Annotated in this window: 5 protein-coding genes; 4 read left to right on the forward strand and 1 reads right to left on the reverse strand. The window is 63.6% G+C overall.

The genetic code is table 11. The features are described from left to right. From NTD88_RS15675 to NTD88_RS15685, 3 genes are all read left to right on the forward strand, one after another. The coding region (locus NTD88_RS15675) for a PepSY-associated TM helix domain-containing protein (RefSeq protein WP_262191737.1) at nucleotides 1–764 on the forward strand (764 nt) is incomplete at its 5' end. Nucleotide 765: 1 nt separating this feature from the next. Continuing rightward, nucleotides 766–1,095, forward strand: coding sequence for a DUF3325 domain-containing protein (locus NTD88_RS15680; protein WP_262153605.1), 330 nt, complete (start codon nucleotides 766–768; stop codon nucleotides 1,093–1,095). Nucleotides 1,096–1,331: 236 nt separating this feature from the next. Then, on the forward strand, nucleotides 1,332–1,982 hold the full coding sequence (locus NTD88_RS15685) for a HipA domain-containing protein (RefSeq protein WP_262153606.1): 651 nt from the start codon (nucleotides 1,332–1,334) through the stop codon (nucleotides 1,980–1,982). On the opposite strand, the gene NTD88_RS15690 is transcribed toward NTD88_RS15685, so the two are convergent. Next, nucleotides 1,983–3,458: a methylenetetrahydrofolate reductase C-terminal domain-containing protein gene (locus NTD88_RS15690; protein ID WP_262153607.1), complete on the reverse strand. Its 1,476-nt coding sequence runs from the start codon at nucleotides 3,456–3,458 to the stop codon at nucleotides 1,983–1,985. 218 nt (nucleotides 3,459–3,676) lie between these two features. Between NTD88_RS15690 and metE the strand changes: the two genes are divergently transcribed. Continuing rightward, entirely contained in the window at nucleotides 3,677–5,974 is a 2,298-nt protein-coding gene (gene metE, locus NTD88_RS15695; RefSeq protein WP_262153608.1) for a 5-methyltetrahydropteroyltriglutamate--homocysteine S-methyltransferase, read from the forward strand. Nucleotides 5,975–6,096: the final 122 nt, after the last annotated feature.

The raw sequence follows: 6,096 nt of genomic DNA on the forward strand, positions 1-6,096 counted from the left end.
CCGAGGCGGAAAAAGCCATGGGACCGCTGTCCGGGCTGTCGATCCAGAACCCCGGACGCAGCGATGCGCGCATCGAAGTCCGGCCGATCCTGGGCAACCGCATCGAACTGACCAAGGGCCAGAGCATGGTCTTCGACGGCGTCAGCGGCAACGTGCTGCGCCAGCCCGCCGAGAGCCGCCCGAGCCTGCTGACTCAGCGCGTGATGTCCGGCATGCATTTCGCCCAGTTCGGCGGTTACCCGATGCGCTGGCTGTACTTCCTTTGCGGCCTGGCGAGCTGCGCGATGATCGCCACCGGATTGGTGCTGTTCACCGTCAAGCGCCGCCGCCGACACGACAGCGAAGGCGCCCTCGGCGCGCTGCTGTATCACGTTGCCGAGCGCTTCAACGTTGCCGCGGTCGCCGGCCTGTCGCTGGCCTGCATCGGCCTGCTCTGGGCCAACCGCCTGTTGCCGGTTGAACTGGCGCAACGCGGTGGCTGGGAGGTGCGGGTGTTCTTCCTGGTCTGGCTGCTGAGCCTGGGCCACGCCATCGTTCGGCCGTGGCTGCGGGCCTGGCAGGAGCAACTCGGCCTGGCGGCGCTGCTGTGCGTGAGCCTGCCGTTGCTGAATTTCCACACCGTCAACCGCGGCGACTTCATCCACCTGGAAAGCACCACCGTCCTGATCGGCGCCGTGCTTGGCTGGTGCTGCTGGAAACTCGGCCAACCGCCCAAGGAACGCCCCGCCCGACGCGCCGCGAGCGCCAGCCTGGAGGTGAATTGAGATGAGCATCGCGTTATCCACAGGCGTGCTGCTGGCCTACAGTGGCATGTTGGCCTTGTGCCTGGGATTGGAGCGGCACTTCAAGCAGGTCTGGCAGCGAGTGCCGCCGCTGATGCTGCGCCGTGTGCTGCGGGTTGGCGGCTGGCTGGCGCTGTTGGCCAGCTTCGCCGCCAGTGTCGCGGCCTGGGGCTGGGCGATGGGACCGATTGGCTGGTTCGGGCTGATCTCGTTGGCAGGGCTGGCGCTGGTGCTGTTGTTGCCGTATCGGGCGCGGACGGCGGTGTGGTTGGCTGTTGCGGGGTGGCCGTTGTTGGGTGTGGCGTTGGTCTGATGCCAGTGCCGGAAACGTCAGGACCGTATGACAAACCGATCCGGTTGTTTTCTGAAGACAGGCCGTGAATGGCGGAGAGATTTTTCCCTCAGCACTGCACGCCAACGGTCGTCTTCGCTGGTGCTCTTCAATGAACCGCTCTCCTTTCTCAGTGAGAAGAAATCTAGTCAAAAAACCTGTTTTAAGCGCTTTTTGACTAGATTTGGAAATTCGATGTCGCCAAGCGCTCGGACCTGTTGGCCGACAGCCAGGGTTACGGGCGCATCGAATACGCTTACTACCTGATGGCCAGGGAGGCCGGGGTGCTGATGAGTGAATGCCGGCTGCTGGAGGAGGGCGGGCGTGCGCACTTCATGACCCGGCGCTTCGACCGCACCGACGAGGGCGAAAAAATCCACATGGCGACCCTGTGCGCCCTCGACCATGCCGACTACAAGAAGCCCGGCGAATACTCCTACGCCGAAGCCTTCGCGGTCTTGCGCTCACTGAAGCTGGGGCGGGAAGAAGCCGTGCAGTTTTTCCGGCGGATGGTGTTCAACGTCATCGCCCGCAACCAGGACGATCACACCAAGAAGATCGGTTTTCTCCTCGACACCGACGGCACCTGGTACCTCTCGCCGGCCTATGACGTGACGTGGTCGTATATGCCCGGCAACTTCTGGGTGGGCAGCCATCAGATGAGCATCAACGGCAAGCGCGACAATTTTGTTCTGGATGATCTGCTCGCGGTGGGCAGCCAGGTCAGGGGCATGAACGCGAAGCAGATCATTCGCGAGGTGCACGACGCCGTGGTGCGCTGGCCAGAGATTGCACGGGGTGTGGGGGTGGCCGAGGTGACGGTCGAGACGATTTCAAAGTCGCATCGGTTGTATCTGGGCGTTGAATGATCACGGCGCCATGGTTGTCACGGATTCCCGAGAAGGCACTGGCGGAGTCTGCACCTCGAACCACTGCGGCCACGAACTCTGATGCCGCCCAGCCACTTCCACGCAGGGAATCAGCCGCTCGGTCAGCACCGCCGTTTGCCCGACCGCTTTCGCCGTGCGGTACTTGATGCTGTGGATGCATTCCCGGTCGCCAAACTCGCAACGGTTGAGCCGAGTGCCGCCGCAAGGACCGTTGGCCAGGCCTTTGGGGCAGGTTTCCGGGCAGGTGTAGAGCGTGTCTTCCAGGCGGCAGCGGCCGCAGGTGTCGCACCCCACCAAGGGTCTTTTCAGGCTGCGCTCGATGCTGTGCAGCCAGCGGGCCCCCGTACTCGTTGACCACAGCGGTCGCTGCACGGCCCAGCCGAAAGCGCGGCTCAGCAGGGTGGTGCGGCTGAACAGTTGCGTGTGAAAACCGGACAACAGGTGATAGCGGAGCGTTTCCGTGCGCGAGGCGCTGACCCGCGATTCGCCTGCGCGCCAGTCCATGCCGGGCGGATGGAACGTCACCGGCGGCACCCCCGGCATGTGCCAACTGGCGGCCCAGGCCGGCGCCCATTGCTCCGGCGTGTGGATCTTCGCCTCCCAGTGATCGAGCGCCTGTTCCAGCGCCTGCAATTGCCGTTCTTCGTGGATGCCGGAGAGGTGGATACCCGCATAGCCGATCAATCGCAGCCCGATGATCTGCAGCGCCAGCCGCTCGACGCTGCGGGCTTGGGCATGGTCTTTCGAGACGGCTTCTTCCGCCGCCATCAGCGCATGCATCGACGGCGAAACCGTGACCCCGGCGACCTGTTCAAGCATCTTCGCTCGCCCGCGCGTGAGGCTCATGATGCAGGCCAGCAGCGGCTTCGGTGACGGTTGCCGGCTCATCCAGTCGAAGGCTTCGCGGAATTTGTCCATGTCGAAACCCAGTTGCAGGGTCATGAAATCCGCGCCTGCGGCCAGCTTCTTTTCGGCCTTGAAATACTGCGCGCCGCCTTCTTCCTCGCGGTACTTGAACGGGTTGAGGGCGGCGCCGAGCAGCCAGTCCGGCCGCGCCTGGCGAACGATCTGCAACGCCGGCACCGATTCCAGGTAGCGCACCGGCTGCTGGCCGGGCTGGTGGCCCGGCAGGCGGTCGCCGGTGAGCATCAGCAACTGGTCGAGGCCGAGGGCGTCCATCCGGTCCAGTTGCGCCAGCAGGTCGTGGCGCTCGCGGTTTTTGCCGGAGAAGTGCAGCAGGGCGGGGACGGGCTGGGTGAGGGTGGTGAAGGCCTCTTCGGGCGACAGGTCGAACGCGCTGCCCACGCGATCGCCAATGGCCGCGACCATCGGCCAGCCGCGGAACATGCTACGCGCCATCACCTGCTCGAACGCGGCAAAGCGCTGCGGCTTGGGCACGAACTCCATGACGCACACGAACTGCTGTTGCCGTAGCGCCTGTTTCAACACATTCATGATTTCTCGTTACCCGCGGGGGCTGACCGTGCGGCCATTCTGGGCCATGTCGGCTGCGACTCCATGCCCGAGACCGTACGAAACTGCTTTGAAAAAGACATTCCCGGAAAAATGCAACATGAGGGGATCTCTAGACCATCGTTAGGAAAATGAGTTTGTCTCATTTTAGGTGGGCCCCGACAATTCCCTCATTCACTTTTATGTTGAGGGAACTGCAAATGGCTTTGGCACATAACCTGGGCTTTCCACGCATCGGACGCGACCGTGAACTGAAAAAGGCACAGGAAGCCTTCTGGAAAGGCGAACTGGATGAAGCCGGCTTGCGCGCCGTTGGCCGCGACCTGCGTGCCAGCCATTGGCAGGCGCAGAAAGACGCCGGCATCGAGTTGCTGCCGGTCGGCGACTTCACCTGGTACGACCAGGTGCTGACCCACTCGCTGACCTTCGGCGTGATCCCCGAGCGCTTCCGCAGCCATGGCGATGCCAAGCCGACCCTGCAGACCCTGTTCGCCATGGCCCGTGGCGTCAGTGGCGGTTGCTGCGGCGGCGCCCACGCCCAGGAAATGACCAAGTGGTTCGACACCAACTACCACTATCTGGTGCCTGAGTTTAGCGGCGACCAGCAGTTCGAACTGAGCTGGGAACAACTGTTCGACGAAGTCGAAGAAGCCAAGGCCCTTGGCCATGCGGTCAAGCCGGTGGTGATCGGTCCGCTGACCTACCTGTGGCTGGGCAAGACCAAGGGGGTCGAGTTCGACAAGCTCGATCTGGTCGATCGCCTGCTGCCGCTGTATGACCAGATTTTCAATCGCCTGGCCGAGCAAGGCGTGGAGTGGGTGCAGATCGATGAGCCGATTCTGGTCCTCGATCTGCCACAGGATTGGAAGAATGCCTACGAGCGCGTTTACAACATCCTGCAGCGGGCGCCGCTGAAGAAAATGATCGCCACCTACTTCGGTAGCCTGGAAGACAACCTCGGCCTGGCCGCCAATCTTCCGGTGGAGGGTTTGCACATCGATCTGGTCCGCGCGCCGGAGCAGTACCCGACCATCCTCGACCGTCTGCCGGCCTACAAAGTGCTGTCCCTGGGCGTGGTCAACGGCCGTAACGTCTGGCGCTGCGACCTGGAAAAGGCGCTGGACGTCCTGCGTCATGCGGCTGCTCGTCTGGGCGACCGGCTCTGGGTCGCGCCGTCCTGCTCGCTGCTGCACAGCCCGGTGGATCTGGGCCGTGAAGACAAGCTTGATGCCGAGCTGAAAAGCTGGCTGGCCTTCGCCGTGCAGAAATGCCAGGAAGTCGCTGTGCTGACCAAGGCCGTCAACGAGCCCGAAGCCGCCGAGGTGGTTGCCGCGCTGGAACAGAGCCGCGCTGTGCAGGCCAGCCGCGCCGCGTCGCCCCGCATTCACAAGCCGGCGGTACAGGCGCGTCTGGCGGCGATCAAACCCGCCGACAGCCAGCGCCTTTCCGCCTTCGAGCAGCGCATCGCCAAGCAACGTGCCGGTCTTGATCTGCCGGCGTTTCCGACCACCACGATCGGTTCGTTCCCGCAGACTTCGGCGATCCGTCTGGCGCGTCAGTCCTTCAAGCAGGGCAAGCTGACCGAGTCCGATTACGTCGAAGCGATGCAGAGCGAGATCCGCCACGCCGTGCAGATCCAGGAACAACTGGGCCTCGACGTGCTGGTGCACGGTGAAGCCGAGCGCAACGACATGGTCGAGTACTTTGCCGAGCAGCTCGACGGTTATGTATTCACCCGTTTTGGCTGGGTGCAGAGCTACGGTTCGCGTTGCGTGAAACCGGCGGTGATCTTCGGTGACCTGAGCCGTCCGAAAGCCATGACCGTCGAGTGGATCCGCTACGCGCAGGGCCTGACCGACAAGGTGATGAAGGGCATGCTGACCGGCCCGGTGACCATGCTGATGTGGTCGTTCCCGCGGGAAGACGTGAGCCGGGAAGTCCAGGCGCGGCAGTTGGCGCTGGCGATCCGCGACGAAGTGCTAGACCTGGAAGCTGCCGGCATCAAGATCGTGCAGATCGACGAAGCCGCCTTCCGCGAAGGCCTGCCACTGCGCCAGAGCGCGTGGGGGCACTACCTGGACTGGGCGACCGAAGCCTTCCGCCTGTGCGCGTCCGGTGTGCGTGACGACACCCAGATCCACACCCACATGTGCTACAGCGAGTTCAACGATGTGATCGAATCGATCGCCGCGATGGACGCCGACGTCATCACCATCGAGACCTCGCGTTCGGACATGGAGTTGCTGGAGGCGTTCGAGAAGTTCGACTACCCGAACGAAATCGGCCCGGGCGTCTACGACATCCACTCGCCGCGCGTGCCGACCAAGGAAGAGATGGTCAAACTGCTGCGCAAGGCGGCCAAGCGGATCCCGGCCGAGCGTCTATGGGTCAACCCGGACTGCGGGCTGAAGACGCGGGGCTGGCCGGAGACGGAGGCGGCACTGGTGAACATGGTGGCGGCGGCGCGGGAGTTGCGCGGGGATAAGGCGTTGGTCTGATTTGTCTTTGTTGGCCGTATGCCGAACCGCAGCGATGAGCATGGGTATCTACGCATCTTGCGGGCAAGACGCGGAACCTGTGGGAGCGGCCCATCGCGAGCAAGCTCGCTCCCACAGGATCC

This window comes from Pseudomonas sp. 20P_3.2_Bac5 (assembly GCF_025466035.1).
Lineage (GTDB): Bacteria > Pseudomonadota > Gammaproteobacteria > Pseudomonadales > Pseudomonadaceae > Aquipseudomonas.